Source organism: uncultured Kordia sp. (genome assembly GCF_947496985.1).
Classification (GTDB): Bacteria; Bacteroidota; Bacteroidia; order Flavobacteriales; family Flavobacteriaceae; genus Kordia.
On sequence record NZ_CANMEZ010000012.1, the window covers coordinates 21719 to 46384 of the forward strand.

Genomic DNA, 24666 nt, shown 5'->3' on the forward strand with positions numbered 1-24666 from the left:
ATTTACGAGCTGAATTACGATTTAAAAACTATTAATTGCTTGTTAAACAAATCCTAAAATCATTTTTTAATTAAACCTTCCGAAATGTTTTAAGTCATAGAAGCAAATAATTTAAAACAACAGAAACATGAAAAACATTGTATATGTACTCGCTATAATTTTCACATTAAATGTAGCTGCACAAGAAGGAACGGATCAAACAGATCGTCGTGAACGAAAGGAAATGAAGAAAGGAAAAGGTAAAAAGTTTATGAAAGATTTGACGCCTGAACAAATGGCCGAATTGAAAACAAAACAACTAACATTAGCGTTAGATTTATCTAAAAATCAACAACAACAAATATTGGCATTAAATACCGCTACAGCTAAAGTTAGAAAACAAAAAATGGAAGCTCGCAAAGTAAAAAAGGACAAAAAAGAAAAGCCTACAAGCGAAGAAAAGTATGCCATGATGAATGAACGCTTAGATGCTAAAATTGCATATAAGCAAAAAATGAAGCAAATTCTATCAGAAGATCAATATCAAAGATGGGAGAAAATGGCGGCACGCAAAGGCAAAGGAAAGCAGCGAAAAAAAGGAAAACATAGCAAAAGAAAATAACGAATATCAACGAAGAGAAGTTAAAAAGCTTCTCTTTTTTGTTATTTCTCTACAATTTTAGTATTATTGAGTTATTATTTAGCTAACACCAACCAACAACAGTTATGAAAAAATATATTACACTATTCACTTTTGTATGTGTATTGTTTTTAGGAATTCAAACAGCAAGTGCACAAGAAAGTGCTGAATTAAAAGCAAAGAACAGAACAGTTCAGTTACAAAAAACACTAGAACTTGACACAGATCAATCAAAGAAAATTTACGAAATCTTCTTAGCATATGAAAAAGAAAATCGTGTGTTAAATGCAGATGCGCTTGACGCAGCAAGAAAAAAAGTTAGTGAACTTTTAGAACCTGCACAACGTATTGAGTTCAAAAAATCTTTCATGAAAGAGAAAATGAGACATGAAAAGATAAAAGGTGCTCGCGCAAATTAAAAAGATAAATACTCTTTATATATCAAAAAAAACTCGGCAAATTGCCGAGTTTTTTTATAACTATATTTTTCTATCATTTATAATGTTTTAGCCACATCTTCTATTGCTGTAATGGTTTTATCTAAATCCTCATATGATAAGGCATCTGACAAAAACCATGTTTCAAAAGCTGATGGTGCAATGTACACTCCTCTATCTAACAATCCGTGGAAAAACTTTTTAAACGTATCATTATTTCCTTTTGCTGACGAAGCAAAATCAACAACAGCTTCTTCACAAAAATGTACTGAAATCATAGAACCGATACGATTGATTTGATATGTAATTCCTGCTTCAGTTAAAACTTTGTCGATTCCTTTGTGTAGATATGCTGTTTTATCATGTAGCCTTTGAAAAACGTCACCTTCATTCAGCTCTTGCAACATTGCCAATCCTGCGGCCATTGCCAAAGGATTCCCGCTTAATGTTCCTGCCTGATACACAGGTCCAAGCGGTGCTAAATGCTCCATAATTTCTTTTCGGGCTGCAAAAGCTCCTACAGGTAATCCGCCACCAATTACTTTTCCAAAGCAAACAATATCAGCATCAACACCTAATAACTCTTGCACACCTCCTTTTGCCAACCTGAATCCTGTCATCACCTCATCAAACACTAATAATATATTGTGCGCATCACATAACGTGCGTAATCCTTCTAAAAATCCTTCAACTGGTGGAATACAGCCCATGTTTCCAGCTACAGGTTCGATAATAATACACGCTATTTCGCCTTCATTCTGGGCAATAATTTCTTTTACATTTTCTAAATCATTGAAACGAGCCAACAAGGTATCTTTTGCAGTTCCCTGTGTAACACCTGGACTATTTGGACTTCCAAAAGTAACGGCTCCACTTCCTGCTTGAATCAAGAAAGCATCACTATGCCCATGATAACAACCTGCAAATTTGATCATTTTATCTTTTCCTGTAAACCCTCGCGCCAAGCGAACAGCACTCATACACGCTTCTGTTCCACTATTTACAAAACGAATCATATCAATATTTGGCACCATAGAAACCGCTAATTCTGCGATCTCCGTTTCAATTGCAGTTGGCATTCCAAAGGAAGTTCCTTTTTTAGCTTTTTCTACAACGGCATCAATAACAGGTTTGTGTGCATGCCCCAGAATCATTGGACCCCACGAATTGATGTATTCTATATATTGCTTATCATCTTCATCAATGATATAAGCACCTTTGGCTTCTTTTGCAAAAATTGGTGTTCCGCCTACGGCTTTGAACGCACGAACAGGTGAATTTACACCACCTGGAATCACTTTTTGTGCTTCTGCAAATAGCGCACTGCTACGTTTATATTCCATTCTATTTTATAATTTATATATTTCAACATCTAAAGAAGTTATAAGCTCTTCAAATGTATCAGCATTATTTATTGTATTAATCAGTTCTTTTATTATTTCCTCCTTTTCAGGATATAAATCTTCTATAAACTCTTTCAAACTGTCATTAACAGTTCTTTTAAACTTCGGCAATTCTACACAACCTGCAATTTCTCCTGCATAAGAACAACCTTGCGCAAATTTTGCACTATATATTTTGTGATCTACAGTATATTGAATCCCGTTACTATCCGTAATGAGTTCATTATTATCATTCACATCTTTCTCTCCTGACAAATCCCAGCCCCAATGTCCACTCATTGATTCTGTCACTATTTCTTCACTATTATAAAATACTCTAAATTCATTAGGAAAGTCATCATTCCTATGCAGAATAGGAAACTGAATTCCTAATGAATGATTTTGTGAATCAACAGTTTTCTTTTGTGATATGAGTTGATTATTTTTTGTTGTAAAGAAAAATTTCCTCAGTTGACTGAACATTTTAAAAGTCCTTTGGAAGTGGTTTTATAAATAAAACTTGACCTACGAATATCTCATTCGTTTCAAGTCCATTTAACGATTTTAATTTGTCTACAGACAGTTTATGTTTTTTAGCAATACTGTACAAAGTATCTCCTTTCACAACCGTATAACGATCGTTGTGTGTTGTTACTTTTTTTGCATCTTCTGGTTTTTTTCCCAAAACTTCTGCATCATATTTGTATAATTCGTAACGTTCTATTAAAGCAATTAATTTTTTAGGATACTTACGATCTGTAGCGTAACCTGCTTTTTTCAAGCCTCTCGCCCAACCTTTGTAATCGTCTTTTGGTAATTTGAATAATGATGCATAACGCGATCTTCCTGTTAGGAATAAGGAATGATCTGTGAATGAGTATGCTGGATTTGCATATTTTCGAAAACATTCTTGATCTTCGTCATCATCATGATATACACGTTGTCCTTTCCAACCTCTGTGACATTTGATTCCAAAGTGATTATTTGATTTCATTGTCAATTCTCCTTTTCCTGAACCCGATTCTAAAATTCCTTGTGCAAGTGTAATACTCGCAGGAATCCCATGACGTTCCATTTCTTTTTTGGCAACTTCACTATAGGTTTCTATATACAATTCTGTTTTGCTTTTTGTAGACGTTTTTGGAGTTTTCACCTCAACTTTCGGAGTCGTTTTTACAACTTCTACAGGTTCGGTTTTTGGAGTTGTCGTTTTGACTACACGCGTTGTTTTTTTAGTTTTCTTTTTTGACTTTGCTACACGGTTTTGCGTTCCGCAACTTGCTAATAAGAATAAACCTAAAAGTGTATATATTATGTGCTTTTTCATATGACTATAGGATTGTTTTTTGTCCTTTTCTTTGTAGTTTTCTGTTCATACCTTCAATACCCTGCAATCCACCTGTATGAATTGCTAAAATACGGTTTTGTTTGGCAAAATGCCCTTTTTTGATTAAATCTATGATTCCATACAGCATTTTCCCTGTATATATTGGATCTAATGGAATTTCAGTTTGATTTTTAAAGGTATTGATAAATTGAATTAATTCATCCGTTACTTTTCCATAACCTCCAAAATGATACGCATTGATCAATGTCCAATTATCTGTAGAAACGTATGGCTTTATTTCTTCCTGTAAAAAATCACCTTTCAACGCAGGAAATCCTATTACTTTTTGATGCGCATACGCACCTTTACTTATTCCTGCAATTGTTCCACCAGTTCCTACGGCACAACAAATGGTATCAAAATCTTTTTCAGTTTCAGTAATGATTTCAGCACAACCTTTTACAGCCAAACTATTTGTTCCACCTTCTGGTATGGTATAAAAACGTCCAAACTCTGCTGTTAATTGTCCTAAGAATTCTTTTGATGTTTTTTTACGATAATTTTCACGGGTTATAAACTTTAATTGCATTCCGTTATCGACAGCAAATTGTAATGTAGGATTGGTTTCTACTTTAGAGATTAATTCCTCTCCTCTAATAATTCCGATTGTTTGAAATTTATGAATTTTTCCTGCTGCCGCAACTGCTGCAATATGATTAGAAAATGCACCACCAAAGGTTAGTAATGTTCTTTGATTTTGTTTATTGGCTTCCGCCAGATTGTACTTAAGTTTTCTAAATTTATTCCCAGAAACAAACGGATGAATCATATCTTCCCGCTTGATAAACAAACGGACGTCTGCATCAAAATTGAGTAGAACTTCTTGAATAGGTATATGTGCTGTTTCAATCTGCATTGAGTCTACAAAAATACTGCAAATTTGGCAATTCTCAAGTGTTTATAAAACATAAAAAAATCACTCAGAAACAACAAACCAAATTGTTACTTAGAGTGATTTTCAATCCAATAAACATAATTTTATAAACCGTATGCTATTGAATTTCTTTTGTGAAGAATAAACTTCCTATTTCCAATTCACCTGACGCATCTGCCAATCGGACAATGGATACTTCTTTTTGCTCATCTTTTGTTCCGTAATTTTTATAAAGTGTCACTTTTAAAATAGTCGGCCCTGATATTTTCTGAACATTATTTGAGTAGTGATTTACGTATACTTTATATTCTCCTTTGGAAGCTTTCTTCAATAGGAATTCTTCCGGACCATATCCTTGTGTCAAATCATCAGACATACGTCCACCAATTACTGTTTCTTTATGACCATAGAATGCTTTTTCTCCATTTGGGTCAAATACCCACAAATCTATATCGGTATTATTATGATTCCAATCGATTGTAATACGAACATCTACAGGCATTTTAGTAAATTTATTTTTCACTTCTGCAGGTATATTCAGTTTATTCCCATACATAGTGATCAATCGCGTAAGCTCTATAAATACAATCTTCTCAATTCCTGTAAATCGACTTCCTTCATCTTTTCCTAGCAATTGCCCATCGTATAATTGGAATAATAAATCATAACTTTTCTGGTAGGCACCAACCTGTTCATACGCCAATGCCAAATCGCGATACGATTGTGGTTCTTCAGGACGTAATTCTAATACTTTTTCATATGCAATCACAGCCATATCATAACGTTTGAAATATTCTAACTTGTACGCCATTGCTTTTAACAATTCATAATTATTCAACTCTACTTCCATCAAATTTGTAATGACAGTTGTAGCGATTGCTGATGCTTTTCTTTCGTTGAAAAAATCAGCAACATCTAAATAAAATGTTGGCATGTTTGCATACGATTCTCTTATTTTTAAATATTTATTGTAAGCGTCCTCAATAGTAGTTTCTTTCTCTAATTCTATAATATACGGTTGATTTGCGTTCCAAGGTTTCATTTCTATAGTATTGGCAATTTTTTCTTCTAGAGCTTCTATTGCTGCTTTATTTTCTTCAAAACCATTTTTAGTAGTAATCACCATTACGCCATTTGCGCCCCTATTTCCATATAATGCTGTAGCTGATGAATTCTTTATTACAGACATTTCCTTAATATCCTCTTGTTGTAATTTTTTAAATGTACTTGCATCAGAAGGGACTCCATTAATAACATATAATGGCTCTGCATTTCCGCTGATCGAAGCTCTTCCTCTAAGTACTACATTATCACTGTGCCTTGGTTGCCCTGAGTCTTCAGAGCCATTTGAAATTCGGAGTCCAGCTGCTTGTCCTTGTAATATTTGCTCCCTTGAAGCAGTTGGAACTTGCTCTATAGATTCAGATTTTACAACAGAAACCGCAGAGGTGACACTTCTACTACGTTTTTCTGTTCCGTAAGCAACCACCACAACTTCTTCTAAAGTGCTACCAGGTTTTAATTCCATATGTAAAGTATTTTCAGTTGCATCAACAGTATGCGCTATCGTTAAATATCCAACATAGCTAAACACAATAACTTCTCCTGTACGCATCCCAATACTGTATTTCCCGTCAAAATCAGTAGTAACTCCAACGGAAGTTCCTCTAATATTAATGGAAGCGCCAGGCAATGGCAAACCAGATTCATCTGTAACAGTTCCTGAAATAGTACGCAATGAATTGGCATTATTTTGTTGTGTATTATTTTCAGCACGAGTAGTTTCTGTATTTGTATTTTCTTGCACTACTACTTGTGTTCTTTCTTCAGTTTGTTTTTTAACTTCCTTTACAGTTTCTTTTACTACATACTCTTTATCATACCATCTTAAAAGATCATTGTATTTCTTTGTCAACGCTCTTTTTTGATACGCAATTCGCTCTTTTTTAGCGGTTTCTCTATTTTTATCATTCGCCAAACGTTGTTTGTACTGCTCCATCAATTCTTTTGGCGGCTCTATTCGGTAACGCACATAATCTTGTAACCTGTCTAAAATTAACATTGATGTATAATCTGTGATTAAATCATACTGTTTCCCTAATGAAATAATTTGTTGTTTATTTCGTTTTTTATTTCGATTTAAATCAATCAATTTTTGTTTTGCCCACAAACGTTTTACAACTTTAGTTCCTCGTCCTCTTAATATCTTTACAGAAACTTTCTCAGTAACTTTTCCACCATAACCAAATAACAATTCAACTGTAGTTGATTCTTTAAACTTTCCTGTAATGACAAAATCTTGATATACATTTGTACGCTGTTTAGGGTATATTTCTCGTACTGTTTCATCATGATTGGCGCCTAAAAACTGATAGATTTCTTCTTTTAACATTTTTGTTGCTTCTGATGCTGCCACACGTGTTAGGTTGATATAGCTTCCGCCAGATTGTGTTGCCACGTCAATTAAGTGTTGATGATTGGAAGAAACCAATGAATTTATTGTATATACAGGTACTTTTTTATGTAATAGAAATTCTCCTAAATTCCCCAAGCCATCTGAAAACAATAATACTTCGTCCGCCTTTATTTTTATATTTTTAAAGACATCTAGCTTTGTTCCTCCATCATATTGGACACTTTTTATACGATCAATTAATGTTGAAACACCTCCTTTTCTAATTCGGATTTCTTCTGTTTTCTGAATTGTATTATTAAACGTAATCAAAGTCACCTTTAGATTTTGTAAATAGTCAATATAATCTGTTAGTACCTTTAACTCATTATCAAGGTTTCTATTTCGCAAAGAATACGACGCATCCCAAAGTATGGTTACTTTTTTTGGCTTCGATTTTAATCGGGAAGCTGGTGTTAATGCTTTGTAATATTGAAAATATCCATTGTATGTAGAAAGACTTTCTTGATTTTCCTTGTTTGGAATTTGCACTACAATTGGTTTTGTAGGCGCATGAGTTGTTTGCGTAATTTTGGCAACATACGATGCATTGCTTTTCTTAAAAAAGAAATCTTTATACGGCGTTTTGCTTACTATAGGTTGCTGTGCATTGAATACTGAGATAGCTACTGAAAAGTTATCTAACGTTTCAGTAATACCCAAAGGCAACTCATATGTTTGCATTCCATTTAATGTACTAAGCTCTTGTTCAAATTTGATGACAATATGCTTGTGTTTCTTGGCAAATATTGGATATACACGTGCTTTGTAATTGTTACCTTCTGTTTTTTCTAACAAGCCAGGATCTATTTTTCTTCTAATTGTAGTTTCAAAAGCAACTCTTGCCAATTCTTTTTCTACAATTACCGCGTCTCGCAGCTTACCATTTACATCCATGGCAAACCCTGAAACTACTTGTCCTTCTCCCAATGGAAATACTAATTGTCCTTCTAAAGTTCTATCCAATTCATTATAAAACTTCATGTCATAAGTTGTTACTGCGAGGTTTCCAACAATATCAACATGTACTTTTAAATCTGTTAGCTTTAGTTCTTTATCACCTGAAAGTGTAACTTTAGGTAGTTGCTGTGCCAACACCGTTAAGCTGATGAAGTAGAACAAGAAATGTAACTTTGTTTTCATGAGTCCTTATTTTATAAGTTCGTCACAAAACTCCTGATTAATAAGACGCTAGAAAAGGGATAATGAGTAGGCAGGTTGTTTGAATGAGTTAATGGTGTTTTTCTTTACCAAAAAAGTGAAATGCTTTATTTAATTAATAAAGCCCTCATTTCTTAAAACAATGAAGGCTTATATTTAGTACCATTAATTTACTTAGTCCAAGCAATAGAAATTTGTAGCCACTCCTGATTCCAACCTTTTAACCACAACTCTGGAGTTCCTTCTTTTCCATCGTATTGAAATTCTATCTGATTAGATTGCGTTTCTATACTTTTTAAAGAAAAATAATTATGCTCATAAAATACTGGCAATACACGTTCTCCTACTTTTCCTGATGCTACAGGTTTTCTAACTTGAAGTCTATTCCAGAAAGAAAGTTGGTCTGAATTGTTTTTAAAGCTTGTTTGCAACACATAATTACCGTTTGCGTCTTTGCTTCCTTTCGCAATTGTCATTATTGATGGTGTTGCGTATTGCCCTATTTCTTGGTAATGCCCAGTTTTACTCAACCAATACATGTTTCTAGAAAGTACTTTGCCTTCTTGCTCCAGTTCCAACACTACAAAATAGATATCAGAAGTCAATTCTGATAGAATTTTAGTTAAATCTAAATCGCCAATTTTAGTGGTCGAAGATCCTAAACTCTTGATTTCGGCTAGTATCTTTCCAGAACCAATAGCTCCTTTCAGTCCATAGGCATTCCAATTCAATTTTAGGTTCCCTAGTTCTTGTAGTGTATGGTTAACCACGTTTACTTCATATGAGGTTTCTTTAGGATAATTGATAAAGTTCAATTGTACATGAATGGGTTCACAAGCATCTTTAACGCCCCAATATCCACCATTTTGTTCTAAAAACCAATCATAAAGTTTAGCCCTTACGCCTGTCCAACAACCTTGGGATTTCCAAATAATTAAACCTGTATACCAGTCCCACATGTTCGTTAAATATCCTTCCCACAATCCTTTATATTGCATGTAATTAGTTAACTGTGCCTGATCGCAAAAGGCATCTATATCTTTAGGGGCTCCATAAGTATACAATTGATCATCAAAATCTTTAGTTTGACCACCTACATTAAAATCAACAAAATATTGACTGTATTTTAATTGTTGCCAACTTTCATTTACAACAGGCAAATCTATGTGATAAGCGCTATATTGAGCAAACTTTTTGGGAGGTTTGGTTAAACTAGTTCCTCGTATCATACGCCGAATACTTTCAACAGGTGGAATTCCCAAAGACCCAATTTCTGGGTTTAAAGGATTCGTCCAACCATTTGGCATTTCTTTAAAATAGTTATTCAACTTTAAAATTCCATAAGGTCCATCTGTTCCGACAAAATCTCCATGAACCATTAATGAGTTTTTAACTAATAAACGAGTATCCAATGCTTGCGTTCCTTGACCGATATATCCTTCTAATTTAGTCATTAATGAAGCAGGTGGTTGCGATTCATTGGCTGCGCACCAAAATAACAAGCTAGCATGATTTCGTAACATCAAAATAGTATCTTGAGCACATTGAGCAAATAGCTTTTTATAGCTTTCGGGCAATAACTTATAAGGTCCTCTATAACCTGGATTCGGATTTACATATTTTGGAGTTGCTTGCTCACTAAAAATAAACTCACTAGAAAACCAAAATTCCTGCATTACCATAATTCCTAATTCATCGCACGCCTGGTAAAACTCAGGACGCTCTATAAGTCCGCCACCCCAAACACGTATCATATTCAGATTCATCTCTTTGTGCATACGAACTTCATTTCTGTATCGAGTAGCATCACCTCTAAACAAGGTATCCATGCCCATCCAATTTCCTCCTCTGATAAATACTGGTACTCCATTCACTAAGAACTGACGTTTTTTAGGAGCATCCAAAGGTATCATCGTATGTGTAAATTCTCTCATCCCAACACGAAGCGTATGTTGATCAGATAGCGAATCTGTATTCACTTCATTTGTCATTGATGCGTACAAATTCAATGTATATAATTCTGGAGGATTCTTGGGGTTTTTAGGATCTGTTCCATTCGGCCACCACAAACGTGCATTTCCAATTTCGAAAGGATCAAATTGTACTGAAATTGTTTTACCCGCGGCAACTGTTATGGATTGTTGATGTGTATTTCCTTCTAATTCATAGCTAACAAAACCTGTTTGTACTACAGCTGTTGAATTATGCACCTGGATTTGAATAGTAACATTAGCCGTAGTTCCTTTTATTTTTGTGGTAACTTTCGGGTTCTTTAGCTGTAATGCCTTCGTAGTAGACACAGAAACTTGATCCCACAAACCTGTACTTCTGTCGGGAATAGAAATGGTCCAATCCCAACCAACAGTATGACGTATAGCTATATGCTCTCCAATATTGGGTTTACCAGGATCGCCACCATTTCCTCCATTTGGTGTACCTGGTGCGTCTGGTGGCACAATTCGAATTGCAAGTCGGTAAATCCCATCTTTGCTTGGATACTCGGTAATATCAAAAGAATTACGCAAAAACATTCCTTGCAATTGTTTTTCTTTATTTAATTGAACTCCATTTATAAAAACATTTGCTGTATAGTTGATTCCTCTTAGGTTTAACCAAAAACGTTGATTTTTAGCGAACGTGTCTAACGTAAACTCTGTATAATACCAATAGGTATAAAGATCTACACCTCCATCAATGGAAGCATCTGGTATAAATTTTTGATTGATATCGAAAAACGGATCAAAGAAATCGGTATCAATACTTGCAGCTCTTTCCTTGAACGGATGTACTGTACCATCTTTGTCTGTATATGATTTCTTTATATTCGCTTTCAACCAATTCCTATCTCGTAACAATGTATTTAAGATAGTTCCAGGAACAACAGCTGGAATGGTATTTTCTGTTCCAACTCCATGTATAGAATAGGCTATCCCTTGTTTTGTAATCGCTGGCAAATCTTGATCTCCCGATGGAGTCTTAGAAATTTTGTCCTTCACCACTACCCAGTTATTATTGGTTGAATTCAAAAGATGTGGCTTTGTAATTTTAGGACATACTGACTCCATTAGTATTGGCATCTGCTAGTAGTTTATAAGGTGATTAATAAGTATGGTTTTGCCCTAATATAAGTTTAATAATTTCATTTGAGACAAAAATTAGAAAAGAAAGCGGTTGATAAATTATGATCATGAAATTATTGAAAAATCACTTTGAGACTAATGACATTGTATATAAAACTCATACATTCTTATAAATAACGGAGAAACTGAAACCATTTTCGTTGTTTCAAATACTCTAAATTAGCTTCGTTTTGATAGGCTTCACGTTCAAAACTAAGGTTTTTATATGCCATATATCGATTTCTGTAATAACATAGTTTTACCAACCATTCTAAAAAATAGAAAATATAGAAAGGAAGTATTAATAACTCTAATTGTTGTCGTAAATGAATCCGTTCATGATGTATCAAAATCGCATTGCTTTTATCTTTAACTTCACGTATAAAGATAAAAGGATACAAGGTTATTCCTCGAAAACCTCTCGGAACTAGATATTTTGACACAAAAACCATAGCTAAAGCCATTCAAAATTCAAGCCAATTTAAGTACCTTTGTAGAAATGAAGAAATTAATTCCCATTGAAGAAGGTGATTTTTATCTTTCGCCTGAAGGTTATAAGGTGTTTACAGAACAATTTCACCTTAAAAGAGGCTACTGTTGTGAAAGCGGTTGCCGTCATTGTCCATACGGATTTAACAAAAAAAGAAACTAATTATTTATGGATCATATCTTTATGAAATATAAAAAAGCTACTGCACATTTTCATCGTGTAGATATTCGCTATCCCTAGCATATGTTAAAACATCTATTTTTTTAACATCATGAATAACTACATAATTTTAAACAGAAATGACAGTACAAGAACATATTTTACAAGGAATACCAGATACATTACCAAATCTGAAACCATACGATCCTGCTATCAATCACGCGCCAAAGCGTAAAGAAATATTATCTCCAGAAGAAAAAAAGCTAGCATTGCGAAACGCACTGCGCTATTTTGACAAAAAACATCACGAAGTATTATTACCCGAATTCAAAAACGAATTAGAAACTTATGGAAGAATCTATATGTATCGTTTTCGTCCTGATTATAAAATGTATGCACGTCCGATAGATGAGTATCCAGGAAAGACGAATCAGGCAAAAGCGATTATGTTGATGATTCAAAACAATTTGGATTATGCAGTCGCACAACATCCACATGAGTTAATTACCTATGGTGGAAATGGCGGTGTGTTTCAAAACTGGGCACAATATTTATTGGTCATGAAATATTTGGCTGAAATGAACGAAGAACAAACTTTGGTCATGTATTCAGGACATCCATTAGGTTTGTTTCCTTCGCACAAAGATGCCCCGAGAGTTGTAGTTACCAATGGAATGATGATTCCCAACTATTCGCAACCTGATGATTGGGAAAAGTTTAATGCACTTGGTGTAACACAATACGGGCAAATGACTGCAGGAAGTTACATGTACATTGGTCCTCAAGGAATTGTCCACGGAACAACGATTACGGTTTTAAATGGTGGTCGAAAAATTTCTAAAAATGGTGAAGGCTTAGCTGGAAAACTATTCTTAACTGCCGGATTAGGTGGAATGAGTGGTGCACAGCCAAAAGCTGGAAATATTGCAGGTTGTATTACCGTTTGTGCTGAAGTAAACCCGAAAGCTACCGAAACGCGTCATTCACAAGGTTGGGTTGATGAAGTAGTGTATGATTTAGACAAATTGGTCACAAGAGTAAATTCTGCAAAAGCAAACAAAGAAATCATTTCCATTGCTTATCAAGGAAACATTGTAGAGGTTTGGGAAAAGTTTGATGAAGCAAATGTATATGTTGATTTAGGAAGTGATCAAACATCCTTACACAATCCGTGGGCTGGCGGTTATTACCCAGTGGATTTGTCATACAAAGAATCTAATGAAATGATGGCTAATAACCCTGAACTGTTTAAAGAAAAAATACAAGAAACTTTACGCAGACATGCAGCTGCCGTTAATAAACATACTGAAAAAGGAACCTACTTTTTCGATTATGGAAATGCTTTCTTACTTGAAGCTTCACGTGCTGGTGCCGATATTATGGCGAAAAACGGTATTGACTTTAAGTATCCTAGTTATGTGCAAGACATTATGGGACCTATGTGTTTCGATTATGGTTTTGGACCTTTCCGTTGGGTTTGTGCTTCTGGAAAAGCTGAAGATTTAGCAAAGACAGATCAAATTGCTTGTGAGGTTTTAGAAGAAATCATGAAAGTTTCTCCTCAAGAAATTCAACAGCAAATGGCGGATAATATTCGTTGGATTAAAGGCGCGCAAGAAAATAAATTAGTCGTAGGATCGCAAGCACGTATTTTATATGCAGATGCTGAAGGGCGTATGAAAATTGCACAAGCATTTAACGAAGCTATTGAACGTGGAGCTATTGGACCTGTAATTTTAGGACGAGATCATCATGATGTCTCTGGTACTGACTCTCCATATAGAGAGACTTCTAATATTTATGATGGCTCAAAATTCACAGCAGATATGGCTATTCACAACGTAATTGGTGATAGTTTTAGAGGTGCTACTTGGGTTTCCATTCACAATGGTGGAGGCGTTGGTTGGGGCGAAGTTATGAATGGTGGATTCGGCATGGTTCTTGATGGTACTAAGGAAGCGTCAAGACGTTTACATTCGATGTTATTTTGGGATGTAAATAATGGAATAGCAAGAAGAAGTTGGGCACGAAATGAAGAGGCTATATTTGCTATAAAACGTGCTATGGAAGTAGAACCAAATTTAAAAGTAACACTTCCAAATATCGTTGATGATGCTTTGTTAGAGTAGTATATGAAAAAGAAAAATACATTAACCCAAAAAAAGCAGTGATATGAAAACAATTAAATTACTTTTCCCGGTAGTCGCGTTACTACTTGTTACCTCTTGTGTCTCGATCAGAGTTGCCTCTGATTACGATCAACAAACTGATTTTAATTCATACAAAACATTTGCGTTTTATAAAACTGGAATTGACCAAGCTGAGATTTCAGATTTAGATAAGAAAAGAATTCTTCGTTCTATTGAGAAAGAAATGTTAGCGAAAGGTTTTGTCAAATCGGACAATCCAGACCTTTTGGTAAATATAATGACAAAAGCGAATAAGCGAATTAATATAAATAACAATGCCTGGGGCGGCTGGGGCTGGGGAATTAATCCTTGGTTTTGGGGCGGTGGTCCAATGATGAATACCGTGAGTACTCGTACCGAGGGTGTATTGTATATTGACTTGATAGATACCAAACAAAAAGAATTGGTTTGGCAAGGAAAAGGAACAGGAACATTGCTTCGTGACGATAGAGAAAAGAAGACAGAACGTATACAAAAGTTTGTTTCTGAAATTATGAAAGAATATCCCCCAATGGCAGAAGCTAGATAACTAGATTCACATATGAAAATTGAAACCTCGAAGTTAAAACTTCGAGGTTTTTTTATGCATATACCTCAATTCTACACCGCTGCAGAGATTTTGAGCAGCCGTGCAAAAAAAGTGCTACACCTTTACTCTGATTCTGAGCTGCTGTACTCAACACTTTTTCCTCCTTTACTCATGAAAACGAGTTTCTGAGCGCATAAAATCCTCTTTTTTTAACGCAAAATTTCCTTTTATTCGCTTTGATTTTGAGCAGAATTCGTTTAGTTTTAAAAACAAGATTTCCTATTATATATACATTATAGAACTTGATAAAAATCTAACACATGAAGCTATTATTTCTTTTCGTTACTTTCTCTTTTCTAACTACAATATCTCTAGCACAAGAAAACAATTCTCAAATTACTGTTGGGACAAATCATATTATTAAAACACCTTTTTTGAATGAAAAAATAGCAATTCAAGTGTATACACCAGATGGATATTCTAAATCAAAACAAAAATACCCAGTACTATATATATTAGATGGCGAACGATACTTTTTAAGTGGCGTAGGTATTCAAAAAGCCTTACATAGACCTCGTGCTATTCCGAAAATGATCATTGTAGGTATTACCAGTAAAGAATCATTAAGGTGGTCATGGTTTGGAGATGAAAAAGAGAAGTTCTCAAACTTTTTGATTGATGAAATTACACCTTTTATCGACACTAATTATCGAACAAATGAAGTCCGTATTATTTTTGGTAGAGAAGCAGCTGCTTATTATGTTAGTGAATTGATTTTAAAACACCCTGAAGTTTTTAATGGGGGAATCACAAGTAACGGAGGTTATGCTTCTAAAGAATTACTCAAAGATTTCAATACTGCCAAAGCTACTTATTTATATGTAGCTAATTCAAAAAAAGACATTTATAACATAAGCTACACCAATGAATTTCATGAGATTTTAAAAGAACATAGTCCACAAAACCTTGTTTGGAAATACCATTTAGACAATGAAGAGATACATGAAAGTTTAGCACACTCGGCACTATATAAAGGGTTGAAATTTTACTACCACAACTATAATTCACTCGTTTTTGAAAGTATACAACAGTACATTGATTTGGGCGGAATGGATTATTTAAAAACATACTTTAAAGAACGAGCAAAACGATTTGGTAAAGACGAAACCATAGACGATGGCACAAAAAACTCATTAATTTGGTTGGCATGGAACAGAGATAATTTTGAACACTTCAAGCTGTTTATGACTGAATTCAAAGATGTGTTAACAACAAAAAGATATGCTTCTGCATATTGGCAAAATCGTTTTGGACAATTCTACTTAAAACATAAAGACTACCAAAATGCTATTAAATATTTTAATGCAGGACTTACTACATATCCAAATTCAAGATTTGAAAAGCAGATGAAAGAAGGACTCATTGAAGCAAAAAACAGGAAAGATTAATAGAAAGAAAATATACTATTAGTGCTATGGATAATCTTCGGGTTTATTTTTGTAAATGCCGTTGATTCAATATTATATTTCATTATTTATTTGTTTTATTTTGGTTTAGCGGAATTGGAAGTTTCATATACTATAATGACATATCTCTTTCCTGTAGCTTCGCTGATCCTATATTCTCTTACAGCTTTCTTTTAAAGAAATTCAAAACAAAATCAAAAGCTTCTGGAATTTATCTTACTGAATTCCCTAAAAAGTCAATCATTATATTGAGCATTGTAATTTTCACACTGACACCTTTGACAAATAAATTATCTGGAATGTATGCCAAATATATTTATGAAAACACAAATATAGAAATGACAGAATATTTAATGTTTTATGGTTGGTTTAATGTCGGGTTTGTTATTTCTCAGGCACTTGTATTAATTACTATTTTCGGGTTTTTAATAACAAAACTGGATGGTATGAAAATTGACAAAGTCACATAAAGAAGTCAAAAGAAATTATCTAACTCATGAACCCTATTACATCATTAAGTATCTTCTTCTTTATATTTACTTCAATTCAATTGAATGCGTACGAATCCGTTTCTAATCAAATGATGTTATTATTGCTTCTGTAACTGAAGTCATATCTAAAGGACAGCATATTGGAATTATTCATGGAGATTATGACGGCATAAGTAAACTTAAAGTTTGTTCTAAAAAAATAAAAAAAGAATGAAATTCCTAAGGATGAATTGTCTGAATGGGAAAAGATTGAAACCTGAAAATAAAGAATTTGATTATTCTCAGTATCAAATTTCTTTCATTTACTTTGATTTTGAGCAGAATTCGTTTAGTTTTAGGACAAATCAATCTTATCATACATAAATTGAAATGAATAAAATAGCTAAAGTAATTTCAATTGTAGGGCATCCTTTATTATTTTTACCCATACTGATCGGATTAACATTAATTTCATTAGAAGGTATTAGAACAAGTATTCAAAGCCTTGGAATATTGGCTGGTTTGTCTATAATTCCCACTACAATTTGGGTATTTATTAAAACAAAGAACGGATCGTATACAAATTTTGATGTTTCTAATCAGCGACAAAGAAGAACACTGTTTCCTTTTATAATTATACTTCTCACACTCACAACATTCGTATTATATATTACAAACATGCCTGAATATTTATGTTTAGGGCTTCTTATTTGCACAGGACTTATTCTAATTTCGTTCTTTGTTAATTTTAAAATTAAAAGCTCTTTACATGTTTCTATGACTGCATACGCAGCACTCTGTATTAGCTTTATAAGCATTTCTTTATCAATAGGATTGTTTCTTTTTACTATTAGTATAGCTTGGTCTAGAGTCGTATTAAAAAGACATAGCGTTCTTGAAGTATGCACTGGATTGCTATTAGGTAGTATTGCAGGATTTATTTTCATAAACATGTATCAAGCTGAGAATCCTCAAGGAAAATTATCAAATTCAGCTATTACTTCTTGTACTTTTATAGAAACGATATCGACATCAGCACCTGTATTTAAAGTATTTCCTAAAGAATCATTTATTGATGAACCTGTAAACATAAGCGTCTCAAGATTAGCTTCTTTTTAAGTGGTTACACTATATATAAAAGTAACTAACGGAATGGTATACAGTGGAATTCAGAAGCATGTTACAAAGCTGACAAACTACCCAAACGGGTAAAAAACAAAAACCTCGAAAGCTGTACTTTCGAGGTTTTTTTATGTTAAAAAAAGTAAGTCTACTATAATTCTAACTTTAGAATCCTAGTTTTCTTTTTCTTTTTCCCTAATAATATAATTTCAGCACCATTAGCACTTACTTCACCTTGATTTACTTTATAATGTACTTTAGACTCTTTATCATCTACTAGTTTTTTATAACTAATTTCCCCGCTTTCATCTATTTTCAACATATATAAATTTGATTTTTTAGGAGTTGCCTGTTTAAAAAACAAACGTCCATCTTTCTTTTTCTTAATTTTATCTGCACAATTAATAAAGAAGTAAGATGATCCACCTATTGATGTTGAGGTAAAAGAACTATTGTTAGGATTGGTTTGTGCTTTGTTTATGTTTCTAGCCCATTTTAGGTTTCCTTCTTTATCCATACGGATAGACATGATATCATTAAAATGAAATCTTGTTCTTGTATTGGTAAAACCACTACTATTGGTTGTAGTGTAAGTTGTAACAAAAAACTCTTCAGCATTTACAACAACATCTCCATTACTTAAAACATGTAAAGATTTAAAGTCCATATTGTAAATCCCTTTATCTTTTTTTCTTTTCTTCTTACCTTTTCTATCTCCATATTTATCCGATAAAAACTGATCAGAAAATTCGTTGAATTTCTTGTTTTTTATAGTCAATGTCTTCGGGTCAATATCAAACAAACACACTCCGTGGTAGCGCCCTACATCTTTTTTCGCATAAAACCCAACACATGTTAGCTTATCATCATTAAACAATAAAGTCATTGAATTTATTAACTTTTCAGACGTTTTAAAATTAACTTGTGTCTCTCCGTCTTTGTTAATTTTATTCAACTCATAATGATAATTGACTTTTCCTTTTTTCTTTTCTCTTCGTGATTTATTTTCATACGCCTTTCCTAAAAAGTATAATGTTCCATCATTGTCATCAATATCAACACTATTATAAGAGAAAAGTTTATCCTTTATATCTTTTACAATCAGTTTCTCATATATTTTATTAAAGTCAGTATCAAATACAAATACTTTATGTGATTCTTTTTCTTTGTTTTTGAAATCAAAGTTAATCGCAACATACTTCTTATTTTTCGATATGATTACTTCTCCTAAATGATCTCCATCCGCCTGATTAATTCCATTGGTGATGAAAACTGGGATCAAAATCGCAAATCCAAAGTATTGTTTAACGTTGTCGTCTGAGAAGGTTAGCAACTCCTTTTTGGTAAACTTTAGGTCATTCAAATTTGCAGTTGCAGCAGACATGGTAATTCTATCTTCTTTTTTGATATGCTCAAACTCTATCAAATTTAATTTTCCATCTTTTATAAAGGCATTTCGGATACTGTTTCCTTCATACTTATAATCCAATTCTTTTATTAAATTCAAATTCGAATCAAAATATTGGATGTAATATCCTTTTAACTTTTTAAACAAGCCACCTCTATAGCTTCGGATGGTTACCAAACCTCCATTATCATCAGATAGTGCAAATGATAAATAACTGTGTTTCTTTTTGTCTTTAAATATATCACTTTTCGTTATTTTCACTTCTTGCCCAAAAGAAATAGAAAAAACAAATAATAATATAACTAGTAATTTACTTTTCATATTTATAAACGGTTTTTATTTGTGGCACAATAATAGAAAATTATTATCATTGTATATTATAATTCCGATTCAAATTACTATACACTACACTGTTTTTATAAACTATAAACGCTATGACTAAAAAATTCTTACTTTCTTTAACCGTATGCTTTATATTTACAACTTTTTTATTTGCTCAAAATGAGTTTTATATTAAGCTTGATAGGAAAAATCGGGTACGAGAAGCTGGTTCGTTGGTAAATGATAAAAAAGAAGGGGTTTGGTTTTCGTTTAAGCGCAATGGAAAACATAAGAAGAAATATTACATAAACGGAAAAAAGCAGCAACTTTCAGATGTTACCATTGAAAAACGACATGATATTGAAAAAGATGAGAACAGCTTCGGTATTTTCAAAAATGGAAAGAAGGAAGGTATTTGGTTTTCGTTTAATGCTGACAATGTAATATCAAGTATTCAATACTACAAAGCAGGAATTCTTGAAGGCGTTTCTTATCGTTTTCATTCTGATGGAGAAGTACTCGGCATTGACAACTATGCAAACGGCAAGAAACATGGTATTTGCAAAGAATTTCATAGTGGTCGTGTGTTGCATTATAGTACTGAATATATAAACGGAGAAATTGCAGATGGAAAAAACATCTACTATTATCCAAGTGGAAAGATCAAGTTTGTCGACTATTATAAAAACGGATTTAAATTTGGCAGAAGTACTTCTTATTATAAATCAGGTGCGCTTGAAATAGAAGGACAATATGGTACTGATGGTGTTGAAGAAGGACTTTGGAAAGAGTATTTTGAAAACGGCACTATTAAAGAAGAATATAATTATAAGAACGGACTTTTTCATGGAAAATATACAATTTATGATGAAAAAGGAACAATTACGCAACAGTATTTATACGAGAATGATAAGTTGATTAAAACAATTGTGGAGTGACTCGTTGCGCTTTTGATATTCATTTCTAAAATGCCGTACTAAGTTTGATTCAGCATCTCAATATTTCATAAAGTCATCTATCTTATTCTTTAAAAAGTTTACGAGTTTTATCAAATTATTATTGATCTCAAAATCCGAATTCCAATTGATTTTTTTCTCCTTAGTGGCAAATTGACAATAAAAACCATCTAACATAATTCCCTTAAATTCAACTAAATCTAATTTCTTAGCCAACAATACATTCAATTGATTTGATTCAGTTTGACTCAAAACGATAGTATGCTCACGAATTGCCAAGCGATCTAAGTTAAAAACGCCTGTTTTAAAGCGATTCCAATCGTAATCAGCATCCCAAATTTTCACAAATAATTCAGTTGCGTTTTTTTCAAAACTACTTACAGAAAGACCATAGGTCATAAAATGAGGAATCTCCAAATAGGTAAATCGTGGAGAAATACCTTTTGGAGATTTAACTGTTGAGAGTTCCGTTTTTATTTGATTGAAAAATTCGTCTTTGTTATTTGTAAAACGTTCCATTCTTAATAATTCATCAACTCTGCTATTTTTGCTTTTACTTTTTCCGTAGACGGAATCATGGTTTGTTCTAAAGTACTATTTAATGGAATTGCTGGCATGTTTTCTGAACCAATAATCATTACTGGTGCGTCTAAATATTTGAAACATTTTTCCTGAATCATTCCACATAAAGCTCTTGCAAACGAATTGTTTACAGGTTCTTCTGTAACAACTAAGCATTTTCCTGTTTTCTTTACAGATTCGATGATTGTTTCTTCATCTAATGGAAATAATGTTCGTAAATCAATAATTTCAATGTTTTCACGCTGTCCTTCCGAAGCGTTCATCGCCCAATGTGTTCCCATTCCATACGTAATGACTGTCATGGTTTCTTTTTCGTCCTGTTTCCAAATTTCTTGCAATACATTTGCTTTTCCAAATGGCAACATATAATCTTCTGATGGTTCTACCGAAGTTGCTCCTTTGGTTCCTGGTACTTTAGACCAATACAAACCTTTATGCTCTAAAATTACTACCGGATTTGGATCGTGATAGGCAGCTTTCATCAAACCTTTTAAATCGGCTCCATTACTTGGATAGGCAATTTTGATTCCTCTTATATTTGTTAATACAGATTCTACCGAAGAAGAATGATATGGTCCACCACTTCCATAGGCACCAATTGGCACACGTAAAATCATGGAAACTGGCCATTTTCCATTTGATAAATAACATGAACGACTTACCTCTGTAAATAACTGATTGAGTCCTGGCCAAATGTAATCGGCAAACTGCACTTCTACAATTGGCTTCAATCCTACAGCGCTCATTCCTACGGTTGAACCGACAATAAATGCTTCCTGAATTGGTGTATTAAATACACGATCGTCTCCAAATTTTTGCGCTAAGGTTGCTGCTTCACGAAAAACTCCTCCTAAACGCCCACCAACATCTTGTCCGTATAATAAACATTCTTTGTGTTCGCGCATGAGTTCCTCTACGGCAAATAAAGCACAATCAACCATGACTACTTTTTCTTCACGCTCTGGACTTCGTTCTCCTACTTCTGAAGTTACAGGCGTTGGTGCAAAGTCATGTGTGAATAAATCAGCTGGTGTTGGATCTTCTGCTTTTACTGCTTCATCAAAGTCTGCTTGTACTTGTGCAATTGCGTCTGCTTCTATTTCTGAAACATCAGCTACTGAGAAACCATTATCTAATAATTGTTGTTTTATTACTGGATACGGATCACGTGAACGCGCTTCTTCCAAATCATCACGATACCATTCCATACGTACACCAGAAGTATGATGATTTAGTAATGGAACTTTGGCATGTACCAAGATTGGTCGACGCTCTTCACGAATTGTTTTTATCACTTTTTCAAGTGTTTCATAGCTTTCTGTAAAATTAGCCCCATCAATAGAAACGGCATCTAATCCTTTGAAACCTTCTGCATATTCAGCAGCGTTTTGCGCTCTAGTTTCTGCGGCATTCGCCGAAATATCCCAGCCATTATCTTGTACTAAGTATAATATTGGCAATTGCTTCAAAGCTGCCATTTGAAACGCTTCTGCAATTTCTCCTTCTGTCACCGATGCATCTCCTAATGAACATACCGTAATTGGATTCAAATCACGTGTTTCATCAAAGGGAGAATCTTTTGCCGCCTGATCTGCAATGCCTTGCATTTCTTTGTATTTCATTCCCATAGCAACTCCTGTAGCAGGAATGGTTTGCATTCCTGTAGCTGAAGATTGATGTGGAATTTTTGGTTTATCAGCATCTTTTAAACTTGGATGCGAATAATAGGTTCGTCCACCCGAAAAAGGATCTTCTTTTTTTGCTAAAAGTTGCAACATTAAATCATACGGACGCATTCCTATAGATAATAACATAGCGTCATCTCTGTAATATGGAAATGCATAGTCTTGAGGAACTAATTGCATTCCTAACGCACACTGAATTGCTTCATGTCCGCGCGATGTTGCGTGTACATATTTAGATACTTGCTTGAAGTTGTCTTCGTATAATGTTGCCATTGCTTTAGCTGTGCAAAGCAATGAGAATCCTTTTTGTAGTGTGTTTTTGTTCATATTATTTTATAGTAGTGAGATTTTAGTAGTGAGTATTGAGACATTATTCTCGACTGCGCTCGAACTGACATTATCGTATTTGAATAATCGCAGTGTTCAATACTTAATACTAATAGCTCATTTCTTTTTACTTTTCCTTCTAAGTTCTTCTCAATAGATACTGAATCAAGTTCAGCATGACGGTTTTTGTTTTGATTTGCCTCAATACTCAATTCTAATATCTCATATCTCTTTTCCGCGTTAGCGATTGAGGCGGCATCCTTTTTTGCTTTGCTACGTTATTACGAGGAGTTAGCGACAAAGTAATCTGCTTCTTTGTTAGAGATTGCCACAACATAATTATAAATTTGTCTCGCAATGATTTCTTTAAAAAAAGATATAGCCGAAAGCGCGACCCGCAAGGGAAGCGCCCAAATTATATTATTTCACAACGGAAACCATCCAATTGTGCTTGTCTTCTAGTTTTCCTGAACGAACGCCATTGATGGTATCCATTACAAGTTGCCCTACAGGACTTTCGTCAGATACGTGAATTTCATCCTCTTTGTGTCCTATAGTCTGAATCATAGCAATACCAACCGCCGTTCCTGTTCCAAACGCTTCTTCTAGTGTTCCGTTTGCTGCAGCTTCTTTTATTTCTGAAAGTTTTATTGGTCGCTGTTCTACTTCATAGCCATTGTCTTCTAAGATTGTTATGACACTTTTGCGCGTGATTCCGTCTAAGATAGCGCCGTCTAAACTTGGTGTGATGAATTTCCCATTGATTTTAAAGAAAATATTCATCGTTCCTACTTCTTGTATGTATTCAAATTCGTGAGCATCTAACCATAATACTTGATCAAATCCTTTTGATTTTGCAATTTCTGTTGGACGAATGGCCGCCGCGTAGTTTCCTGCTGCTTTTGCTTCTCCTGTTCCTCCTTCGGCTGCACGAATAAATTTTGTTTCAGCATATAGTTTGATGCGTTTTGTAAAGAACGGTCCTGCTGGTGATGCAATAATCATGAAATGATAGCTTGTTGCTGCACGCATTCCAATAAATGGCTCTGTTGCATACATAAAAGGTCGTAAGTATAAAGCGCTTCCTTCTTGTGGAGGAATCCAACCGCGTTCCATATTGACAATTCTTTTTAACCCTTCTACAAATAATTCTTCTGGGAATTCTGGCATTCCCATACGACGTGCACTAAAGTTTAATCGCTTTGCATTTTCTTCCGGACGAAATAACAATGGTTCACCTGTTGCATTTACCGTTGCTTTCATTCCTTCAAAAATAGCTTGTCCGTAATGCAATGCCATTGCTGCAGGATGCGTAGGAATCATTCCTAATGGTTGAATTTTTGGTGTTTGCCATGCACCATCTTCATAGGAACAAATAAACATATGATCTGTAAAAGTTCTTCCTAGTGGAATGTTGTCAAAATCAAGTTTTGATACATTTGATTCCGCTGCTTTTGTGATTTCTATAGTTTGTGTCATTTTTTGTTGCTTGTTGTTGGTTGTTAGTATTTAGGGGTTAGGTCGTTTTCTT

General features: G+C 34.0%; 20 protein-coding genes. 9 read left to right on the plus strand and 11 right to left on the minus strand.

The features are described from left to right. Positions 1–127 precede the first annotated feature (127 nt). Together Q0828_RS21685 and Q0828_RS21690 are read left to right on the plus strand one after the other, a co-directional pair. The gene (locus Q0828_RS21685; protein ID WP_298426509.1) at positions 128–601 is read left to right on the plus strand and encodes a hypothetical protein; all 474 of its coding nucleotides are present in this window, start codon (positions 128–130) and stop codon (positions 599–601) included. 104 nt (positions 602–705) lie between these two features. Continuing rightward, a complete protein-coding gene (locus Q0828_RS21690; RefSeq protein WP_298426512.1) occupies positions 706–1038 on the plus strand; it encodes a hypothetical protein in 333 nt (110 codons plus the stop codon). Between the two features lie 77 nt (positions 1039–1115). On the opposite strand, the gene hemL is transcribed toward Q0828_RS21690, so the two are convergent. The 7 genes from hemL to Q0828_RS21725 all read right to left on the minus strand — a co-directional run bounded on the left by hemL (position 1116) and on the right by Q0828_RS21725 (position 11883). Continuing rightward, a complete protein-coding gene (gene hemL / locus Q0828_RS21695) occupies positions 1116–2399 on the minus strand; it encodes a glutamate-1-semialdehyde 2,1-aminomutase (protein WP_298426515.1) in 1284 nt (427 codons plus the stop codon). Positions 2400–2405: 6 nt separating this feature from the next. Next, positions 2406–2921, minus strand: coding sequence for a hypothetical protein (locus Q0828_RS21700; RefSeq protein ID WP_298426518.1), 516 nt, complete (start codon positions 2919–2921; stop codon positions 2406–2408). Position 2922: 1 nt separating this feature from the next. Beyond that, entirely contained in the window at positions 2923–3765 is an 843-nt protein-coding gene (locus tag Q0828_RS21705) for a glucosaminidase domain-containing protein (protein ID WP_298426521.1), read from the minus strand. Positions 3766–3769: 4 nt separating this feature from the next. Further along, positions 3770–4681: a pyridoxal-phosphate dependent enzyme gene (locus Q0828_RS21710; RefSeq protein WP_298426524.1), complete on the minus strand. Its 912-nt coding sequence runs from the start codon at positions 4679–4681 to the stop codon at positions 3770–3772. 136 nt (positions 4682–4817) lie between these two features. Then, a complete protein-coding gene (locus Q0828_RS21715) occupies positions 4818–8294 on the minus strand; it encodes a VIT domain-containing protein (RefSeq protein WP_298426527.1) in 3477 nt (1158 codons plus the stop codon). A 188-nt stretch (positions 8295–8482) separates the two neighbouring features. Beyond that, positions 8483–11389, minus strand: coding sequence for a glycoside hydrolase family 2 TIM barrel-domain containing protein (locus Q0828_RS21720; RefSeq protein WP_298426530.1), 2907 nt, complete (start codon positions 11387–11389; stop codon positions 8483–8485). A gap of 170 nt (positions 11390–11559) precedes the next feature. Further along, the gene (locus tag Q0828_RS21725) at positions 11560–11883 is read right to left on the minus strand and encodes a hypothetical protein (RefSeq protein ID WP_298426921.1); all 324 of its coding nucleotides are present in this window, start codon (positions 11881–11883) and stop codon (positions 11560–11562) included. A gap of 47 nt (positions 11884–11930) precedes the next feature. Between Q0828_RS21725 and Q0828_RS21730 the strand changes: the two genes are divergently transcribed. The 6 genes from Q0828_RS21730 to Q0828_RS21755 all read left to right on the plus strand — a co-directional run bounded on the left by Q0828_RS21730 (position 11931) and on the right by Q0828_RS21755 (position 17853). Beyond that, positions 11931–12083, plus strand: a complete 153-nt coding sequence (locus Q0828_RS21730; protein WP_298426533.1) for a DUF5522 domain-containing protein — start codon at positions 11931–11933, stop codon at positions 12081–12083. A 137-nt stretch (positions 12084–12220) separates the two neighbouring features. Then, positions 12221–14209: a urocanate hydratase gene (locus tag Q0828_RS21735; protein WP_298426536.1), complete on the plus strand. Its 1989-nt coding sequence runs from the start codon at positions 12221–12223 to the stop codon at positions 14207–14209. A gap of 43 nt (positions 14210–14252) precedes the next feature. Then, a complete protein-coding gene (locus Q0828_RS21740; protein ID WP_298426539.1) occupies positions 14253–14798 on the plus strand; it encodes a DUF4136 domain-containing protein in 546 nt (181 codons plus the stop codon). A 320-nt stretch (positions 14799–15118) separates the two neighbouring features. After that, positions 15119–16246, plus strand: coding sequence for an alpha/beta hydrolase-fold protein (locus Q0828_RS21745; protein ID WP_298426542.1), 1128 nt, complete (start codon positions 15119–15121; stop codon positions 16244–16246). Positions 16247–16512: 266 nt separating this feature from the next. Further along, the gene (locus tag Q0828_RS21750) at positions 16513–16734 is read left to right on the plus strand and encodes a hypothetical protein (protein ID WP_298426545.1); all 222 of its coding nucleotides are present in this window, start codon (positions 16513–16515) and stop codon (positions 16732–16734) included. Positions 16735–17124: 390 nt separating this feature from the next. Continuing rightward, positions 17125–17853 (plus strand): phosphatase PAP2 family protein, encoded by a 729-nt coding sequence (locus Q0828_RS21755; RefSeq protein WP_298426548.1) that lies wholly within the window; start codon positions 17125–17127, stop codon positions 17851–17853. Between the two features lie 154 nt (positions 17854–18007). Here the strand turns inward: Q0828_RS21755 and Q0828_RS21760 are convergent, their stop codons facing one another. Beyond that, positions 18008–19585 carry a hypothetical protein gene (locus Q0828_RS21760; protein WP_298426551.1) on the minus strand — a complete coding sequence of 526 codons (1578 nt, stop codon included), beginning with the start codon at positions 19583–19585 and terminating at the stop codon, positions 18008–18010. A 113-nt stretch (positions 19586–19698) separates the two neighbouring features. Here Q0828_RS21760 and Q0828_RS21765 point away from each other — a divergent pair, with 113 nt between their 5' ends. Further along, positions 19699–20523 (plus strand): toxin-antitoxin system YwqK family antitoxin, encoded by an 825-nt coding sequence (locus Q0828_RS21765; protein WP_298426554.1) that lies wholly within the window; start codon positions 19699–19701, stop codon positions 20521–20523. Between the two features lie 57 nt (positions 20524–20580). On the opposite strand, the gene Q0828_RS21770 is transcribed toward Q0828_RS21765, so the two are convergent. The 3 genes from Q0828_RS21770 to Q0828_RS21780 form a co-directional block, all read right to left on the minus strand. After that, positions 20581–21060, minus strand: coding sequence for a hypothetical protein (locus Q0828_RS21770; protein ID WP_298426558.1), 480 nt, complete (start codon positions 21058–21060; stop codon positions 20581–20583). A gap of 2 nt (positions 21061–21062) precedes the next feature. Continuing rightward, positions 21063–23135 carry an alpha-ketoacid dehydrogenase subunit alpha/beta gene (locus tag Q0828_RS21775; protein WP_298426561.1) on the minus strand — a complete coding sequence of 691 codons (2073 nt, stop codon included), beginning with the start codon at positions 23133–23135 and terminating at the stop codon, positions 21063–21065. A 420-nt stretch (positions 23136–23555) separates the two neighbouring features. Further along, a complete protein-coding gene (locus Q0828_RS21780; RefSeq protein WP_298426564.1) occupies positions 23556–24614 on the minus strand; it encodes a branched-chain amino acid aminotransferase in 1059 nt (352 codons plus the stop codon). Between the last annotated feature and the right edge of the window lie 52 nt (positions 24615–24666).